Below are 17,755 nucleotides of genomic sequence, written 5' to 3' on the forward strand. Positions count from 1 at the left end.
ATTTTTGAGAAAATATGATAAATTATGGTAAGCGTTATGGTGATTCCGTAGTTCAGTTCGAATCTGACCGCCTCCAAAAATCGTGAGAATCACTCTTGGGAGGTTATTTCCTTAAAAAGAAGTAACCTCAATATTTTATCTTAAAATGAGTTTACTTATAAAGTAGATTGATTCTAAGATAAATATTATATCTTAGAATAAGAATTTATTATTTTTTACGTATAAGTACTCTTAAATGTTTTTTAAACGAAATCCACATTTTAGGCTTTTATTTTTAATTTATTTTTTATATATTTATATATAAAATTTAATATAGTTCCGATGCTTAACGGGGTTAAAAAATGAAAGCAATGAGACTGCTGAAATGTAGTCTCTATTTTTTATTAAAATATCTTAAAATGTTTTATACATTGTTATGGGACTCCACATCCCTTTTTTTGAGTATATATAGAGAGCATCTAGTTATTAGGTGCTTTTTATTATGTATTCAAAGTGGAGTTTGATAAGAGTGTATAAGAGATTTATATACTCAAAAATAAAACGTGGAAAGGATGTGAATGGCATGTTGCTATTTAATAAAGGTATGAGGAAGAGTAGGTGGAGCTGTCAGAGGACACTAAAAGTATAAATATATACAATCTAAGATACGATCAAATAGGAATCAATAAATGCTAAAAAGAAATGGAACAATTAACAACAAAAAAACAAAATAAATTAAATGAGGTAAGTTATGACAATAGACTTGTAAAAAAGGCATACCAAACATGGAGTAATATGATGACTAGATGTTACAATAAAAAATGGCAGGAGAAATTTCCAACTTATATTGGTTGTAGTGTGTGTGACGAATGGCATGATTATCAAGTTTTTGCTAAATGGTTTTATGATAATTATTATATTATCAATGGGCATAGGATGGATCTAGATAAGGATATATTAATTAAAGGTAATAAAATTTATAGTCCTAATACTTGTGTATTTGTACCACATTTCATTAATGCATTATTTATTAAAAAAGATGCTAATAGGGGTGATTTACCTCTAGGCGTTGCAATAACAGAATGTGGATATTATTTAGCACAATGTAGTGTACCAGATGTAGGATTAAAACATTTAGGTAATTATAAAACACCAAAAGAAGCATTTAATGCATATAAGGAATTTAAGGAGCAATTAATCAAAGATATTGCAGATACATATAAGGATAAGATTTCTAAAAGGTTATATGATGCTTTATATTTATATAAAGTAGAAATAACTGATTAAAAATATACATATAAAATTGAAAAATGAGTAGGATTTGTGGGGAACAACCACCACCTACTTTTAAATAAATAATAAATATTTTTATAAAAGAAGGAAATTAAACTAATATTGTAGAATAGAGTGATAAAATACAATATTAGGGAGATGGGATTATGTCAGATGATAAAAATATGTATGTAACAAGTGTAATTAATTTAGATTTATGGAATGCTGCAAAATGGAAAGCAACTTTTGTAGCATCTGATGGTATTAATATACCAATATTAGGATTGGCTTTTGAGAATGAAAAGGCTGGTAAAAAAATATTTGAAGAATGGATAAAACGATTTGGAGATAAAGATATATTCGATGAAATAAGAGTAGCAATTATCGAAGGAGATATACCTGGTGAAGAAGCTGGATATACAGTGCATATAAATACTGCTACTGAGAATATAATAAGAAGGCTTAAGGCAAATAATATTAAACCAGAAGATACATTAATTATGACAATTGGCAGATATAATAGAATGAATCCTGAACCAGATTCAAAAAATTTATCTTTTTTTAAACAAGAATACTTAAAACATAAAAGATATAAACTTATTCCCGCATATATAACAAAAGATTTGCAGATAAAACCATTTTTTAATTTATCAATTGAAAAGCAAGAAGTTATATTTAGAAATACAAAAGATATTGATGAAAATGACTTAGATTATGTAGTATTTAATAAAAACGTTGGAAAGTAGAGTAAAATAATATAATATTCCATAAGAAGGTGAATTATATGGGAGTATTTTTCAGAAAATCTTTTAAAATATCAAAACATACTAGGTTGAATTTATCTAAAAATGGTCTATCTATTTCAACGGGTGTAAAAGGTGCTAGAATGGGAATAAATTCTAAAGGTAAAGTTTATGTTTCTGGTGGAACTAATAATGTTTATTTCAGAAAAGAACTAAATAGCAATACTAAAAATGTAAATAATTCTACTTATAATAAAAAACAGATAAAAGCTAATGATAAGTTATTACGAAAAAGAAACGATGAGATAACAAATAAGGCAGTTTTAAAGTTAATTAAGACTTGTTTAATAGTATTCTTTGTAGCAGCAATAGGTGATGCATTTACATTAAAGAGTACAATATTGCTTTGGATTATAGGAATTGTAGATGTGATTGTATGTTTTGGAACACTATTTAGTATAATTAAAAAGTGGTTACAAGCAAATAAAGAAGGTAAAATAATTGGTGAGGATTTATAGAAATATAAGTCCTTTTTTTATGTCCAAAATTAAAAGGAGAGAAGGAATATTATGAAAAGAAAATTTATGAAGGTTCAAGATATAGAATTAATTAGTGTGAATGTTCAATTTACAAGTAACAAAACTAATGAGTTTATAAAATATGGAATAAGTTATACATATAAAGGAGAGCAACATAATTATAATTTTATAACTGTGAAAAGGGATAATAAATTATATGATTTAGATTATTTAAAGAAATCTATTTATGATAATGTTGTAGAAATCAACGGAAAATTTCTCACTGGATTGGCAGTAGTAGATGAAAAGATTTTGAAGGGAGAAATATAGAGATGAAAGATATGAATATGGTAGTAGAATTAGATAATAAAATAAAGGAAGAAATGAGTAAAAAATTAGATGATTTATTAAAAGAAATGAAAAGACATGAGGTAAAGAGCAGTGAGGACATGTTGGAACGAAATGAAAAAATAATGAGTGTTCTGAACTATGAAACTGAATGCATTAATAAATTAATTGAATTATATGAAGATAAAATGGGGGATAAATAAATTATGGAAACTTTTATTGCAGCTATTATAGGTTGTACTATAGGTACTGTCTTAGGTAATACTATAGGTACATTAGTATTTAAAAAAATAATATTGAAAATGTTTAAAATTCCTGATGAATATAATAAAGGTATAAATAATTAGTGGAGGTAAAAAATACCCCCACCCTATATATTTTTTTGAGTGTACTATATAAATAGTATAGTAAATATGTAAACATGTAAAGTGTTTTTGCTTGACAAATGGAGGTGAAATAAAAATGATAAATGAAAAACAATCTATGGCCATAGACCTTTTGATCGAGGGAATACATAATAAAATAGACATTGCTAAGAGTTGTGGTAAGAGCAGAACATGGTTATATGATAGTGTTATAAATAATGATGAATGCAAGGCTGAGATGAACAATCGACTACAGGAAATTAAAAATGATGGGTTGTGTCGAATAAAGTCTAATTTAGGTAGCTATATTAACAATATAATTATGATAGCAAATAGTGCTGAGTCGGATAAAATAAAACTAGATGCTAATGAATACCTTATTAATCGTGTAATGGGTGGAATTACTACAAAGGTTGAAGATGTTACTGATAACAAAGATAATGATAATATTGATAGTAATAAATTGCAGAATGAGTTTGAAAAATACAAATTAAAGAAAGTTGAGTAATTACATAAAACTTTTCTTTTATTGTGAATAACCACCGATTACACTTGAATTTTATATTGGGAAGTTTTATAATAATAATTGTAGTGAATAACCACCTATAATATGTATTTTAGGTGGAAAACTATAATTTGTTAAAAAAGGTGAGAGTTATGAGCAATAAGAAAATACCAGAATTTTTAACTAAAGAAGAACAAGAACAGTTAATAAATATATTTAATATGAGATATTTTAATAGCCATAGAAATAAAATGATGATACAGTTATTTCTTGCAACAGGATTAAGGTTATCGGAAATGATTAATTTGAAATGGCAAGATATTAATTTACTTACTGGACAATTAAAGGTAGTAGATGGTAAAGGATCAAAAGATAGAATACTATGGCTTGGAGAAAATACCCTACAATTATTACAGGACTGGAAACAAAGACAGGGGGAGCAATTAGGAAAAGTATCCCATGTATTTACAAATAGAACTGGTAGTGTATTAAAGGATAGAGATGTAAGAGAAATGGTTGTTAATTATGCAGGTAAAGCAGGTATTACAAAGACTATATCACCTCATACACTAAGGCATACATTTGCTACCGATTTATTAAGAGATACTAAGAATATAAGGTTAGTACAGAAAGCTTTGGGACATAGTGATTTGAGTACAACGATGATATATACACACATTGTAGATGATGAGTATGAAGATGCATTGAAGAGTTTTAGAAGATAACTAAAGAAATAAATAATAATTATTATTAGTGAGATGTGGTTATTCCATGTCTTATTTTTATTTAACCTAGTATATTAATATATTATACATTACACGATTCGACAAAATAATTTGGGGGTGGCTTTCTTTTTCGCAAAAGCCAAGATAACCCCACATTGAGTCATACAATTTTTTATAATATTTTTTAAACTTGGGATATAAGAAGGGAGGTAATAGATTGATAGATGGTATAAAATTTGATAATGAAGATGAACAAAACAGATATCTACTATATAAATACACGGTTAAACAATTAATATCAAGTGGATTTTCACAAGACCAAGCCGAAACTAAAGCACAAGAAATGATATTGTCCCACTCGAATAACCTATTTGGTGTAAGTTCTTTAGCATCTCAACTTGGAGAAGTATCTATAGAGTTCTTTTGTCTATATTACCTCCAAGATACTTTTCTTCCAAAGTCAAATAATGCAGCTAGAATACTAGCACCAGTACATTTTCATATTTGGGAGCAATTAGAGGATACATTTTTAAAGGATACTATAGATAAATTAGAATTAATAATGCCAAGGGGATGTGCAAAAACAACTGTATGCGATTTTGCTATATCTGTATGGTTACATTGTTATAAAAAATCAATATATACATTGGTTGCAGGTAAAACAGAACAAGATGCTACGGAGTTTATAGCACAAACTAGACAAGCCTTTGAAGAAAATAAATACATAATAAAATCATTTGGTAAATTAATAGAGCCTAAAAAATATACAGTAAATAAATTAGAACTTGAATTATCTAATCATACTAAGATACAGGCTATTTCTTCTACATCTTCTATGAGAGGTAAAAAATATTCAGGAGCAAGACCAAGTTGTATTATTGCTGATGATTATCAATCTAAGAGTGATTGTATAACTGAAGAAGCAAGAGATAAAAAATACAATACATGGATTGAAGACAGTGGTTACGCAGGAGATAAAGCAGTATATAGAGATGGGGAAAAGATAAAACAAGCTACAAAATTTATTGTACTTGGAACTATTTTACATAGAGATTGTTTTATGAGTAGACTTTTAAAGAATAAAGACTACAAACATATAGTAAAACGTGTTGTAGACTTCAATGTTGATGAATATTTTCATTTAGGACTATGGGAAGAATTTAGAAAACTATACTTTAATGATAAATCTAAAGATAGTGTTTCTGAAGCCAAAGAATTTTACTATCAACATGAAAGTGATATGCAGTATGAGACTATATGGCAGGATAAATATGATTGTTTAGATTTAGCTATTGATTATTATAATAATCCTACAGCATTTAAGCAAGAAATGATGAATGATGCTTCTAAGATAGGTGATAAGTGGTTTAAATCTAATAGAACTCAATCTTTAGAAGAAATTAAAAGCCATAACTTTATCAAAAATATACTTGTATGTGATCCTGCAAACTCAATATCCAATAAAGCAGATTTTTCAGCTTTTGCAATAGGCGGATTAGCTGATAATGATTTTATTTATATTAAAAAAGGCGAATTACTTAAAGTAGGTTTTGATGATTTTTGTAATCGTGTAATTAAGTTACTTAAAGATTTTCCAGAGATTACTCATGTATCTATAGAAAAGAATTTATATATGGGTGCTGATGTATTAAAAATAAAAGAATTAATATCTAAAGATATTGATTTGATGAATAGGGATATAACATTTATAAACAAAATGCAGAAGAAAAATAAAGATGAAAAAATTTCTACTATTATAAGTGATGTGAATAATGGAAGAATTATATTTAATCAAGATGATAAAGATTTTATAGAGCAAATAATGGGTTTTTGTGGACAGGAATATTCTGAACACGATGATGCACCAGATTCAGTAGCACAATTGACCCTAGATATTAAAGAAATTCAAATAATTGAAAGAGTTACATTTATGGATATACATAAATTATTTTAAGAGAGGTGATAACGATTAATGTTTGATATAGAAGCAAATAGAGAAATATTAAGTAATATGTTTATACGTTTTCAAAGTGTATGGCATATTTATCAAAAGATTTATTTTTATTATTTAGGTCTAACAGATACTAATAAGATAATGAACTTTTACCAGGACGGAGTTACAGATAATGCAATGTTTGATAACTATGTCGATGGAACTGGTTCAGAAAACTATGCTTATATTAATGATAGATATAATCATAAAATAAATACTAATTATATGAAGAAATTCATTAAGGAAGAAGTATCTTATTCAGTAGGTAATCCTATAACATATACATCTAAGAGTAATAATAGTTCTATACTTAGCGTTATAAATGATAATACTTCCCATTGGGATGAAAAAACTGATGAAAACTTAGCTAAGAATATGCTTATCTATGGAACAGCATATGAATTATATTATATTGATAAAAATGGCGATGTAAATTCAAAAATTATCAGTCCTCGTCATGGCTATGCTTATCTTGATGAATTTGGTGATATGATATATTTTCTACATGTATTCCACAAACAATTTGAAAAAAATAATAAAATGCGTATTGATATATATACAGATAGTGAGATTATTCACTGTGATGAGCAATTCAATGAAATAGCAGAAAGACAAGTACATAGTTTTGGAATAGTTCCAGTTGGAATTGCACAATGTTCGGAGGAAGGTTGGTTTGATACAATCTATCATGATGTAAAGACATTACAGGATGCATATGAGCAAAATTTAAGTGACATATCGCAGGAAATTACTGAATTTAGAAATGCTTATTTAGGATTTCAAAATTGTCAAATAAATGATGAAGATTTACCTGAAATGCGTAAAAAAGGAATTATTAATTTTAAAGGTGACGGTAAAGCTGAATGGATTATAAAGAATATTAATGATATTTTTATACAGAATACTCTTAATACATTGGAGGATAAGATGTATCAAATGGCAGGTCACGTAAACCATAATGTTAAAGAATCTTCTAATACTTCAAGTCTAGCGATGAAAGCTAAGGTAATGGAATTAACAGAAAAATGTAAATTAAATCAAAAGAGTTTGCAAAATTGTATTAAAACTAGACTACAATGTATATTTAATTATTTAAATAGTCTTAAAGGTTCTAATACATATGATGTAAAAGATATAATTATTTCATTTACTGCAAACTTACCACAAGATGACTTGCTTATGGCACAGGTAGTGGCTCAATTAAAAGGTATTTTATCCAATGAAACTGCATTATCATTATTTAGTTTTGTTAGTGATCCAGTTATGGAAATGAAAAAAGCACTTAAAGAAAATGAGTCCAGTACAGTAGGTTCAAATTTATTAGACCAAGCAAGAAATATAAATATAATGAATCAAAATCCAGAAAACACTAAAATTATGTCTGATAAAAAGGATATGATGGGTGGTGATATAAATGGCAATAAATAAAAAATATAGGGAAACTATAGAACAAATCAGACTAGATAGTGAACAATATGCTGACGCACAAATGCAAGGTATATACCAAGACCAAAATAATAAACTTGATGAAGTTCATGCAATGATTGGTTTGATTTATATAAAATATGCTATCAAAGGATTATTAAATTTAAGTGGTAATCAAAAAAATACAATACTTAAAGATGTACAAGCAAAACTAACTAAAATAACTAAAGAGTTAGGTAATGCTGAAGTAGATAAGATAAGTAAAATACTAGGAGATACTTATAAAGATACATATTATAAGAATTCTTTTATATTTGATAAGCTTGGAATAAGTTCTAATTTTAGTATTTTAAAAAAAGAATTTATTGCTGTAGAAATAAATCGTGAATATCTGGATGAAACATTTTCAGATAGGATATGGAATAACAAACAAAGTATGATGGATAAACTTTATAATCTTATTAAAGATGCTTCCACAGGTGGGACAACAATTGACCAAATAGGGAAGCAGATTAAGGACGCTTTTGCAATTCAAGCATATGAATCAAGGCGATTAGTCCGTACTGAAGTTGCTAGAAATGCAGTCGATAGCCAATTACAGGCAGGTAAAAATGCTGGTTGTAAACAGGTTATGTGGTCTGCAACTTTAGATGATAAAACGGCTGAATATGATGCTTCACTCGATGGTAAAGTATGGGGTATTGATGAAGATCATCCACAACCAGTTTATGATACTCACCCAAATTGTAGGTGTGTACTTATAAATATTCCATATGAAGGATGGCAACCTTCAAAAAGATTAGATAATGAAACTAGAGAGTTAATAGATTATAAAACTTATGATGAATGGCTTAAAGATAAAGGAATAAATGATAACGAGGTTACTGATTAATTCAGTAGCTTTTTTTAATTTATAAAATAAAAAATTCAAATGCGTTTCTAGTGCAATAAGTGTTAGAAGGGCGAAAGGAGAGTTTAAACAATGTCAATAGAAAATTTCGATGAGGTAAAAAATTATTTTGAAACAAACAAAGATAGTGAGGATGTAAAAAATTTCTTGGGTGGGTTTAGTTCTTTAGACGTATTTAAGGAAAAAGTTAACAGTGATTCTAATTTTAAGAGTTTTATGGATTCAGAAAAGGATAAACATTCTTCCAAGTCTTTAGAAACATGGAAAACAAATAATCTTCAAAAGCTTATTGATGATGCAGTATCAAAAGCTAATCCACAGGAAACACCTGAGCAAAAACAGGTTAGAGAATTAAAAGCACAGCTAGATAAGATGCAAAAAGATAGTTTACATAAGGAACTAACTAATAGTGCTTATAAATTAGCAAGTGAAAAAAAACTTCCTAACGAACTAGTAGATTATTTTGTTGGACAAGATGCTGATTCAACAACCAATAATATCAATAAATTTGCTGAAATTATGGCTTTACATGATGAAGCAATAAGAAAAGAATTTGCGAAAGACAATTCTTATACACCACCAGCAGATAAAGGTGGAGACTTAAGTGGTTTAGATAAATTAAGAGAACAAATTAGAAACGGATTAAAATAAGAGGTTCGGGCTACTCGTTAAAAAAGCACTAATAATAAAAAAGGTAGGTAATTATAAATGGCAGTAAACACTTTTCAATATGCACAGTTATTTCAACAGGAGTTAGATAGACAAATCGTGGCACAGGCTACAACAGGATGGATGGAAGGAAATACATCTGGTTTAATTTACAATGGTGGTAATACTATAAAAATTCCAAAAATTGATATGGATGGACTAGGAAATTACGATAGAGCAAATGGATTTGCAGCAGGTTCAGCAAATTTAAGTTATGAAACAATGACTTTAACAATGGATAGAAGTAGAACATTTAATCTTGATTCTATGGATGTAAATGAGACAAACTTTGTAGCAAGTGCAAGTAACATAATGGGAGAATTCCAAAGAACTAAGGTTGTCCCAGAAATAGATGCTTACAGATATAGTAAAATCGCTTCTTTAGCTATAGGAGCAGGTAAAGCTAGTGGTGGTTATACTCCAGCAGTAGCAGATATTTATACAAAATTAAAGGCTGATATAGCAACAGTACAAGATGTTATTGGATATGAAACTCCATTATGTATTTGTATGTCTATATCAACTTTAAATACATTACAATCTTCTACAGAGGTTACTAGATTCGTAGAATTAGGAGCAACTGGTGAAGCATTTGATGGCAATGTTAACACTAAGTTTAGAACAATAGATGGTACACCAATAATGCCAGTACCTTCTGCTAGACTTAAAACTGCATATACTTTCAATGATGGTATTACAGCAGGACAAGAAGCAGGTGGATTTGTACCAGCAGGAACAGCAAAGACAATAAACTGGATTATATGTGCTCAAAATGCACCTATAGCGGTTTCAAAAACTGATAATATTAGAATATTCTCACCTCAACAAAATATTAATGCAGATGCATACAAGCTTGATTACAGAAAATATCATGATTTATGGATTCCTGACAATAAGTTAGCATCTGTATTTGTAAACTGCAAGGAAGCATTAGCATAATAATGTTTACTTTACAGCACATAAATGTGGTTAGGATAGTAGCCACTGAAAAAGAAAAATTAGAATTATTACATAAGGGCTTTAAAGAAATTGTTGAGGAAGCTGAAGTAATTGAAAGTAAAGTAGAAAATAAAATAACTAAGGGTAAGACTAAATAGTCTACCCTTTTCTAATCAAGGGGGTAAGACTAATGTCAGTAGATATTTTATCAGACTGTAAAACATTATTAAATATTAATGATACGGATATTTCAAAAAATTCAATTATTAATATTTACATAAGAAGAGCAGTACCACTCATACAAAATTATTTGCAATTAAGGGCTACGGACTTAGTAGTAACTAATTTTGATGGTACAACAACAACTACTCCACCAGTAGATGTTCAAGCAACATATCCTGATGCAATTATAGAATATGTAATTGAACAATATAAGAGACGTGGAAATATAGGAATGAAACAATTTTCAGAGGGTTCAAGGTCTGGAACATATGATAATTCATTGTCGGATGCAGTAAAGGCATTATTACCACAGCCTTATGTTAGATTACAGTCTAGTGGAAGAGAAGGTTATGATTATGGTTATTAATGCAACTTATGGACTATATTCCTATGGTGAAGGTACTAAAAATTCTCATGGTAATTGGATATCAGGCTTAAATTTTATTAAGAATATTGATGTTGATAAACAGCCATATAATCGAGCATTGCTATTAAAAGCTTATGGATATGATGTAGATGTTACAGACAGATTGTTTTATGAATATGACGGTGTGGATACCGATATAAAAATTAATTCTATATTAAAAGATGCTTATGGAAATGAATATGAAGTTAGAAAATTCATTCCATGGGATGATTATATGGAGATATTTGTATATTCAAAACATTAAGAAAGGATGGTGATATTATGTCTATTAATTGGTATGGTGCAGAAGTTAAAGCAGCAATAATGGCAAGTAAAAAAGAAATATGTGATACTTGGGGTTCAACAATTAAAGCAGAATATCAAATGAGAACTCCTGTAGTTTCAGGTAATATGAGAAGTCACGAAGATTATCAGGTACATGAGGATAATAATGGTGTAGATATAGGAACAACTCCAGAAGCAGAATACGCAATTTTCGTAGAAGAAGGAAGCTCTAAGCAGAAAGCACAGCATATACTTCAGAATACAATCAATGATAATAAAGGACAACTAACAGACATAGCGAGTAAAATTATATCATCTAAAATGGGTAGTTAATTGTGCTTAATTTATATGATTATTTAATTGAACAGATAGACCCTATTATTACTTGTTATTCTGATGAATATCCACAAGATAAGGAAGGTGCTGAGAACGGTGCAAAAGTATATCCTTATGCTACTGTTTTAATGTACTGGGGTATCCCTAACAATGAATATTCAAATAATAATTTATGCTACATAGATATATGGTCAAATCAGCATGGCATTGAAGAAGTTGAAACTCTAACAGATGCTATATATAACAAATTAAATAAACTCACAATTATGAAAGACGATATGTTTATACAAATAAGTAGGTATAATCCATGTCGTCTCAATTTAAATGATCCTGATATAAATTTAAAGCGTAGACAATTACGTTTTTTAGTAAAAACGTATGAAATAAATCAATAAAAATAGAAAGGTAGGTAATATATAAATGAATAGTACAGATACGAATTCTTTTACAAGTAATACAGTAAAAAATCTTTCGATTGATGCGGGATGTTTATATATAAATTATGGAACTGAAACTGAAAAAAAATTAGGAGCAACTTCGGGTGGAAGCACATTTACAGTAAAAGCAAATACACGTCAAGCAAAAGTGGACGGTGTAAAAGGTTCAGCAAAAGGTCTTGAATTTGTTACTAATACAGATGTAACTTTAGCTACAAATATATTAGAAATGAGTTCATCAACTATTGCAACTCTTATTAGAGGTGATGTTGATACAGCAACAGATCCAGATTACGATATAATCACGGGTCGTACAACCATTAAAGATAGTGATTATCTTGTAAATATAGCATTGGTCGGAAAAATTTCAGGGGCAGCAAAACCATGTATAATCATTTTAAAGAACGCAATGAGTACAGATGGTTTAAAATATGCACTAAAGGATGATTCAGATAATGTAGTACAAGCTACCTTTACTGGATATATCGATCCTACTACACCAGACGTTCTTCCGTACGAAATTCGATATCCAAAAGCAACAGCATAAAAATTAGCACTCTATTATAGGGTGCTTTTTTAATTCAAAAATTTAAAAACGAAAAGAGGTTTTAATATATGAGAAAACTTAAAACAGCAGATTTATTTAGTTTAACTAGAATAATAAAAAAGATGAATATAAAGAATGAAATAAAGGCTTTAGCTAAAGATGTTACAGGATTAAGTGACGAAGACAAGCTAAAGGCGAAAGATTCTATCAATATAGATTTAATACTTTTATTTGTGGAAAATATAGGCAATGCAGAGAAAGAGATATACAAATTATTATCAGATATGAGTGATAAAACTGTAAAAGAAATTGAAAATCAATCTCCAATAAAAACTGTAGAAATGATTCAAAGTATTTTTGAAGATGAAGAAATAGAAAGTTTTTTAAAACTTGCACTCAAATAATTAGAATTCCTACATTTTGTATGAATTTAGGGTTATACGATTTTGATGAAGTGAGTGCTTTAGACTTGATTTTATCTAGATACAATGACGTGGATTATGTAATGAATTTAAGTCTTTTAGATGGAATCGAATTAATAAAAAAGGCAAATATAAAAATTTCTGAAGATATGTTATTTCAGCAATGGAACATGGAACATATTTTCATGGATGATAAAAATTTTATTACATTTGAAGATTATAAAAATAAAGCATTTAAAAATATAAATGGTAAAAAATTTAATAAAGAAGAAATACATAAAATGGCTGAAAAAGGCTTTAAAGAAGCAGATGAAGTAAGAAAATTGTTTGAGAAGGGAGGTTATGTAAGTGAAACTCTTTAGTATATTTGGTGAATTGCTTTTAAAAGATTCACTAACACCTGGAATAGATAAAGCAGGAGAAAAAGCAAAAGGACTTTCAGGAATATTTAGTTCTTCCTTTGGTTCTATTGCTGGTGCAGCCTTAAAACTAGGTGCTATTCTCGGTGTATCTATGGGATTTTCAAGTTTATTTGCAAAGGCAGAAGCAGGACAAAAGACAATGGCTCAGATGGATGCTGTTCTAAAATCTACTGGTGGAACAGCAGGAATGACAAAAGATGCTTTAGTAAATCTTGCAAATAGTCAAGCAAAAGTAACTACTTTTAGTGCAGGAACAACAAAGGCAGCAGAAAACCTATTGTTAACATTTACTGGGATAAGTAAAAAGACTTTTCCAGATACAATAAAGGCGGCGCAGGATATGAGTACAGCTATGGGTACAGACTTAAATAGTTCTGTAATGACTTTAGGTAAGGCTTTAAATAATCCAGCAGAGGGTATGAGCAGACTTACTAAACAAGGTGTAACTTTTAATGACCAACAAAAGAAACAAATTGAAGCTATGACCAAAGCTGGTGATGTGGCTGGAGCACAAGCAGTAATGCTCAAAGAACTCCAAAAAGAGTTTGGTGGAAGTGCCGAAGCGGCAGGAAAGACTTTTGCAGGACAATTAACTATTCTCCAAAACCAATTAACTGGAGTTGGTGTTGGAATAGTAAGTAAACTATTACCTCCACTTACTGAATTTATGACTTCTATTAATAATCATATGCCACAAATTCAAGCAGTAATAGGTGATGTTGTTAATTTTATTGGACAAGCAATTAATACTTTAACACCTATTGTTAAAAGTATCATATCTGATGTAGTACAAATAGCAACTAATTTATTTCCTAAGATGGGAAGTAGTGGTTCTGATTTAGGTAATCAGCTTTTAGGACTTGCAAAAGGTGGATTAGCTCTTGTAAAAGATGCATTAGATTGGTTCGCTCAACACGGAGAAGCTACAAAAGCTATAATTACTACCATAGGAACAGCTTTTATAGCTTGGAAGGGTATACAAGGTGTAGTGGGAACTATAACTAATGTAAAAAATGCCATTACTACAGTAACTAACACTGTAAAAAATGTAAAGTCGGGGATAGATACAGCTAGAATAGCATTTATGTATCTAAATGATGGTGTTCTAAGTGTAAGTACAAGAATGTCAAATTTTGGATCTAAAATATTAAGTGGTGTCGGAACTGGAATAAGTAAGATTGGAAGTTTAGCTAAAAGTGCTGGGAGTGCAATACTTGATTTTGGTAAAGCAGCAGTACAAGGAGCAGTTAGTTTAGCTAAAATGACATTGGAACTTGGAAAACAAGCAATCGCTTGGGTTGCACAGAAAGCTCAACTTGTAGCTTCTACCGTAGCGGAAGGTGCAGCAACAATAGCACAAACTGCTTTAAACCTAGCCATGTCACTCAACCCTATCACGATTGTTATTATAGCAATCGCTGGTTTAGTAGCAGCTATAGTATTACTTTACAATAAGAATGAGTGGTTTAGAAATGGCGTAAATTCTGTTTTTAGTTTTGTAAAATCTTTTGTGATGGGTGTAATTAATTCTGTTATTGGATTTTTTCATAATTTAGTTAGTGGTGTTGAAAGTGCTGGAAATAGCATAAGAAACGGATTTAATACTGTAGTAAATTGGTTTGCAAGTTTACCTAGTAGATTTGTACAATTTGGATCTAATATGATTAATGGATTAAAAAATGGTATATCTTCAGTTTTAGGAACGATAGGAAGTGTTATATCAAATGGTTTTAATAGTGCCATAAATTTCTTAACATCGTTGCCAGGTAAAGCATTGGCTTGGGGTAGAGATTTCATTGACGGATTAAAAAACGGTATTATGAGTGGTGTGCAAGGAATAGTTAGTGCTGTTAGTGGTATAGCAGATAAAATTAAAAGTTTCTTACATTTTAGTAGACCAGATGAAGGAGCGTTGGCTGACTACGAAACATGGATGCCTGATTTCATGAGTGGATTATCTTCTTCTATAGATAAAAATAAATTTAAAGTTATTGATTCTATAAAAGGTTTATCTTCTGATATGAATGTGGGGATGAAGTTAAATCCTAGTCTTGCTATGGCAGGAACACCAGTAGCAGGAAACATTAATATTAATAGTGCAAACAATAATAAACCTAAACAACCGATTATTTTACAAATACCACTAAATGGTAGAGTTGTTGCAGAACAAACATATGAAGATATAAGTGAATTACAAGAAAATAAGACACTACAAGATGGGAGGAATATAGGAAATGGCAATTCTTGGCGTAACATTTAACAATAAAAATAGTTATACAGATTTTAACTTATATATAGAAGAAAAACATATAAATCCACCTGTGCCAAAGATAATAAAGGATTCTGTTCCATATCAAAATGGACAATATGATTTATCTATGGTTGGAAGTAATGGACATGTCGTATATGATACTAGAACAATTATAATAAAATTTTTATTAGCAAATGATACTATGGAAGATTTATATGAACTATATTCTTCTGTTATAGAATGGCTTTTAAATGTAGGGCAGAGTCAATTAATATTTGATTTTATGCCCGATTATTATTTTTTGGTAAGAGTTCAAGATGTTCCAACATTTGATGAATTTGTTGATAATGGAGATTTACAGGTTACATTTATATGTGATCCATTTAAATATGTAAGAAATAATCAAGTTATTGCAATGGCTACACCTATGACAATATATAATCCTTACATATATAGTAGTCCTAATATTAGGATTTATAGTAATGGTATAGGAAATTTTATCCTTAACGGAAAAACATATGCAATAAACACAACTACATATGTAGATTTAAATTACTTATATTTAGAAAGTGGACAAAATACAATCTCTTTTAATGGGAATATAAGTAAAGTTGAGATAACACCAAATTTTAGAAGATTATAGGAGGCGAATGATTTGAACAATATTCCAGTTATTTTAGATATAAATAATCCTAGTGCAGGTTACATTCCACAATTTTCTCCTACAGTGGGAGATAGTAATTTATGTGCTTTAAACATAACATTAAACAATAATGGTGTTCCATTTGATTTAACTGCTTTAACAGCAAAAATTTCTTTAGGAAGAGTAGATGGAACTTCTACGTTTGCAGATATGACAATTGTAAATGCTACAACAGGACAAATTAGTTATACATTGCAAACAGCAGATATTGCAGTGTCAGGAAATGTTAATGCTGAAGTAGTTATATATTCTAGTAATGGAAGACTTACAAGTGTAACTTTTAGTTTTGCTGTTAAAAAAGGAATTTTAGACGAAAGTAGTGTAGAAAGTAGTAATAATTTTAGTGCCTTAACTACAGCTTTAAATTCTGTTAATCAGTATGATAGTAGACTTAATCAACTAAAAGTCAAACAGAGTTTTACAGCTACAACTAATGGTACAACCACAATTCCTTTAAATGCAGCTAATATAGATTTGGCACAATGTACAATAGATGCATTTCTTGAAGGATGTTTGCTGGATGAACCAGACCATTATACTTTAAATGCTAGTGCTAAGACATTAACTTTAAATGGATGGTCATTAGATAGTGGAGAAAAAATTGAATATAGAATTTATATGTAAAAGGGAAGTGATAATATGAAACCAAAAATATTATCAGATATAGATGATATTAATAATAATATAAATGATACAAATAATAGAATTGCTAATGATGAAGCTAATTATAATGCAAATGATGTATTAGCAAAAATTGAAACAGTAGATGGCAGTGGTTCTGGATTAGATGCAGATTTATTAGATAATAAAGATTCTACATTCTTAGTCCCAACGGGAACAGTGCTTTGGTATGCAGGAACAACACCGCCTAATGGATGGTTATTACAAAATGGTCAAGCAATAAGTAGAACAACATATTCTAATTTATTTTCTATTATTGGTACAACATATGGTAGTGGCGATGGAAGTACGACATTTAATCTACCAGATTTGGTTACAGGAAATAGATTTATACGTGCTAGTGGTGGTAGTTTGAGTGTAGGAACAAAACAAGCACAGGATATTCAATCACATAATCACAATATATCAGTAGGATTAATAGGGCATACTGGTGGTGGTTCAAATAGAATAGGTTATCAAAATAATTCTTACAACGATGGTGGAATTAATACAGATAATTCTACTGGAACAGAGACAAGACCAATAAATATGGCATTTTTGCCGATAATTAAATATTAAATTTTAAGGTATATACGTTTGTTATATATCTTTTTTATTTTTTGAAAAAGGAGGT

The 17,755-nt window shown here is 29.3% G+C and carries 25 protein-coding genes; all 25 read left to right on the forward strand.

Annotation, left to right across the window (positions count from 1 at the left end):
• Nucleotides 1-681 precede the first annotated feature (681 nt).
• The 25 genes from ABF633_RS01670 (at nucleotide 682) to ABF633_RS01790 (ending at nucleotide 17,700) form a co-directional block, all read left to right on the forward strand.
• Entirely contained in the window at nucleotides 682-1,266 is a 585-nt protein-coding gene (locus ABF633_RS01670) for a hypothetical protein (RefSeq protein WP_415521377.1), read from the forward strand.
• A 152-nt stretch (nucleotides 1,267-1,418) separates the two neighbouring features.
• Complete coding sequence (locus ABF633_RS01675) at nucleotides 1,419-1,997, forward strand: hypothetical protein (protein ID WP_415521379.1); 579 nt, start codon at nucleotides 1,419-1,421, stop codon at nucleotides 1,995-1,997.
• A 38-nt stretch (nucleotides 1,998-2,035) separates the two neighbouring features.
• Entirely contained in the window at nucleotides 2,036-2,512 is a 477-nt protein-coding gene (locus tag ABF633_RS01680; protein ID WP_415521381.1) for a DUF4236 domain-containing protein, read from the forward strand.
• Nucleotides 2,513-2,563: 51 nt separating this feature from the next.
• Nucleotides 2,564-2,842 carry a hypothetical protein gene (locus tag ABF633_RS01685; protein WP_415521383.1) on the forward strand — a complete coding sequence of 93 codons (279 nt, stop codon included), beginning with the start codon at nucleotides 2,564-2,566 and terminating at the stop codon, nucleotides 2,840-2,842.
• Between the two features lie 2 nt (nucleotides 2,843-2,844).
• Nucleotides 2,845-3,063, forward strand: a complete 219-nt coding sequence (locus tag ABF633_RS01690) for a hypothetical protein (protein WP_415521385.1) — start codon at nucleotides 2,845-2,847, stop codon at nucleotides 3,061-3,063.
• A gap of 3 nt (nucleotides 3,064-3,066) precedes the next feature.
• On the forward strand, nucleotides 3,067-3,207 hold the full coding sequence (locus tag ABF633_RS01695) for a hypothetical protein (RefSeq protein ID WP_415521387.1): 141 nt from the start codon (nucleotides 3,067-3,069) through the stop codon (nucleotides 3,205-3,207).
• Nucleotides 3,208-3,298: 91 nt separating this feature from the next.
• A complete protein-coding gene (locus ABF633_RS01700) occupies nucleotides 3,299-3,733 on the forward strand; it encodes a hypothetical protein (RefSeq protein ID WP_415521388.1) in 435 nt (144 codons plus the stop codon).
• Nucleotides 3,734-3,882: 149 nt separating this feature from the next.
• Nucleotides 3,883-4,455 (forward strand): tyrosine-type recombinase/integrase, encoded by a 573-nt coding sequence (locus ABF633_RS01705; RefSeq protein WP_415521390.1) that lies wholly within the window; start codon nucleotides 3,883-3,885, stop codon nucleotides 4,453-4,455.
• 217 nt (nucleotides 4,456-4,672) lie between these two features.
• Complete coding sequence (locus ABF633_RS01710; protein ID WP_415521392.1) at nucleotides 4,673-6,409, forward strand: hypothetical protein; 1,737 nt, start codon at nucleotides 4,673-4,675, stop codon at nucleotides 6,407-6,409.
• A gap of 18 nt (nucleotides 6,410-6,427) precedes the next feature.
• On the forward strand, nucleotides 6,428-7,876 hold the full coding sequence (locus ABF633_RS01715; protein ID WP_415521393.1) for a phage portal protein: 1,449 nt from the start codon (nucleotides 6,428-6,430) through the stop codon (nucleotides 7,874-7,876).
• On the forward strand, nucleotides 7,863-8,765 hold the full coding sequence (locus tag ABF633_RS01720) for a minor capsid protein (protein ID WP_415521395.1): 903 nt from the start codon (nucleotides 7,863-7,865) through the stop codon (nucleotides 8,763-8,765). Before ABF633_RS01715 ends, ABF633_RS01720 begins: the two co-directional genes overlap by 14 nt.
• 90 nt (nucleotides 8,766-8,855) lie before the next feature.
• Complete coding sequence (locus tag ABF633_RS01725; RefSeq protein WP_415521397.1) at nucleotides 8,856-9,434, forward strand: DUF4355 domain-containing protein; 579 nt, start codon at nucleotides 8,856-8,858, stop codon at nucleotides 9,432-9,434.
• 57 nt (nucleotides 9,435-9,491) lie between these two features.
• Nucleotides 9,492-10,430, forward strand: a complete 939-nt coding sequence (locus ABF633_RS01730; RefSeq protein ID WP_415521399.1) for a hypothetical protein — start codon at nucleotides 9,492-9,494, stop codon at nucleotides 10,428-10,430.
• A gap of 2 nt (nucleotides 10,431-10,432) precedes the next feature.
• Nucleotides 10,433-10,588 (forward strand): hypothetical protein, encoded by a 156-nt coding sequence (locus ABF633_RS01735; RefSeq protein WP_415521401.1) that lies wholly within the window; start codon nucleotides 10,433-10,435, stop codon nucleotides 10,586-10,588.
• Nucleotides 10,589-10,620: 32 nt separating this feature from the next.
• A complete protein-coding gene (locus ABF633_RS01740) occupies nucleotides 10,621-11,019 on the forward strand; it encodes a phage head-tail connector protein (RefSeq protein ID WP_415521403.1) in 399 nt (132 codons plus the stop codon).
• A complete protein-coding gene (locus ABF633_RS01745; protein ID WP_415521405.1) occupies nucleotides 11,009-11,323 on the forward strand; it encodes a hypothetical protein in 315 nt (104 codons plus the stop codon). The genes ABF633_RS01740 and ABF633_RS01745 overlap by 11 nt, the downstream gene beginning before the upstream one ends.
• A gap of 17 nt (nucleotides 11,324-11,340) precedes the next feature.
• A complete protein-coding gene (locus tag ABF633_RS01750) occupies nucleotides 11,341-11,676 on the forward strand; it encodes an HK97-gp10 family putative phage morphogenesis protein (RefSeq protein ID WP_415521407.1) in 336 nt (111 codons plus the stop codon).
• 2 nt (nucleotides 11,677-11,678) lie between these two features.
• On the forward strand, nucleotides 11,679-12,074 hold the full coding sequence (locus ABF633_RS01755) for a hypothetical protein (protein WP_415521409.1): 396 nt from the start codon (nucleotides 11,679-11,681) through the stop codon (nucleotides 12,072-12,074).
• A 25-nt stretch (nucleotides 12,075-12,099) separates the two neighbouring features.
• Nucleotides 12,100-12,663, forward strand: a complete 564-nt coding sequence (locus ABF633_RS01760; protein WP_415521411.1) for a hypothetical protein — start codon at nucleotides 12,100-12,102, stop codon at nucleotides 12,661-12,663.
• A gap of 68 nt (nucleotides 12,664-12,731) precedes the next feature.
• A complete protein-coding gene (locus ABF633_RS01765; RefSeq protein ID WP_415521412.1) occupies nucleotides 12,732-13,067 on the forward strand; it encodes a hypothetical protein in 336 nt (111 codons plus the stop codon).
• Nucleotides 13,068-13,087: 20 nt separating this feature from the next.
• Nucleotides 13,088-13,447 (forward strand): hypothetical protein, encoded by a 360-nt coding sequence (locus ABF633_RS01770; protein WP_415521414.1) that lies wholly within the window; start codon nucleotides 13,088-13,090, stop codon nucleotides 13,445-13,447.
• On the forward strand, nucleotides 13,434-15,767 hold the full coding sequence (locus tag ABF633_RS01775; protein ID WP_415521416.1) for a phage tail length tape measure family protein: 2,334 nt from the start codon (nucleotides 13,434-13,436) through the stop codon (nucleotides 15,765-15,767). Before ABF633_RS01770 ends, ABF633_RS01775 begins: the two co-directional genes overlap by 14 nt.
• Entirely contained in the window at nucleotides 15,742-16,401 is a 660-nt protein-coding gene (locus ABF633_RS01780; RefSeq protein WP_415521418.1) for a distal tail protein Dit, read from the forward strand. Before ABF633_RS01775 ends, ABF633_RS01780 begins: the two co-directional genes overlap by 26 nt.
• A 12-nt stretch (nucleotides 16,402-16,413) precedes the next feature.
• Nucleotides 16,414-17,085 (forward strand): BppU family phage baseplate upper protein, encoded by a 672-nt coding sequence (locus ABF633_RS01785; RefSeq protein WP_415521420.1) that lies wholly within the window; start codon nucleotides 16,414-16,416, stop codon nucleotides 17,083-17,085.
• A 15-nt stretch (nucleotides 17,086-17,100) separates the two neighbouring features.
• Nucleotides 17,101-17,700 (forward strand): phage tail protein, encoded by a 600-nt coding sequence (locus ABF633_RS01790; protein ID WP_415521422.1) that lies wholly within the window; start codon nucleotides 17,101-17,103, stop codon nucleotides 17,698-17,700.
• Nucleotides 17,701-17,755 lie beyond the last annotated feature (55 nt).

Source organism: Clostridium sp. (assembly GCF_047718555.1).
GTDB lineage: Bacteria > Bacillota > Clostridia > Clostridiales > Clostridiaceae > Clostridium_I.